1 protein-coding gene and 1 pseudogene are annotated in these 856 nt (G+C 61.0%); both read left to right on the forward strand.

The features are described from left to right. Positions 1 to 363: pseudogene (locus tag ATO6_RS24720) on the forward strand (3-hydroxyacyl-CoA dehydrogenase); the annotation flags it as partial. Continuing rightward, positions 363 to 856: citryl-CoA lyase (locus ATO6_RS24725; RefSeq protein WP_141102085.1), on the forward strand; the 494-nt coding region annotated here is incomplete at its 3' end. The pseudogene ATO6_RS24720 and the gene ATO6_RS24725, both read left to right, overlap by 1 nt.

The raw sequence follows: 856 nt of genomic DNA on the forward strand, positions 1-856 counted from the left end.
CGCTGGAACGTGCGGTCAAACTGCATCGCGCCCTTCGCCTGGAGCCGGATGATCTCGTCGATCAAGACAGACACCCCGGAACAGGTGGCACGGGTCGAAAAGATCAAGGAGATGACACCGGCCAAGGTTGCACCGATGGCCTGTTTCCTGATGAGCGACCGCGCGGCTGACGTGTCAGGACAGATCTTTGCGGTTCGCAAGAACGAGATCTTCCTGTTCAACCAGCCCCGCCCGGTGCGGTCGGTTCATTCCGGTGATGGCTGGACCGCCGATGAAATCGCCGATCGCGCCATTCCCGCGCTCAAATCGCAGTTCACGCCGCTCGAAGTTTCGGCGGATGTCTTTTCATGGGATCCGGTCTAATGGGAAAACGCAAAGAAAAAATCAGCTCCAGCATTGCCTGGAGCACCCCTGACAAGATCAGCGTGCGTGGCCTCGACCTGCCCAACGAGATCCTGGGCCACATGAACCTCGGCGATCTGGCGTTCCTGCAACTGACGGGCCGCAAGGCCACACCCGAGGAAAGCCGGGTGTTCAACGCCATCGTCATTACCCTGGTCGAACATGGTATCACGCCCTCGGCCCTGGCGGCGCGGATGACCTATATGGGGGCGCCGGAATCGCTTCAGGCGGCTGTGGCGGCTGGCTTGTGTGGGCTGGGCACCGTCTTTGTCGGTTCTATGGAAGGTGCCTCGAAAATGCTTTACGAGGCACTGCCACAGGACAAGTTGGGCACCGGTGTCGATCTGGATGCGCTGGCCGTCGAGACGGTAGAAAAATTCCGCGCCCGCAAGATGATCGTGCCGGGGCTCGGACATCCGGTGCACAAACCGGTCGATCCGCGCACCCCGCGCCT

The organism is Oceanicola sp. 22II-s10i, from assembly GCF_002210105.1.
GTDB lineage: Bacteria > Pseudomonadota > Alphaproteobacteria > Rhodobacterales > Rhodobacteraceae > Pseudooceanicola.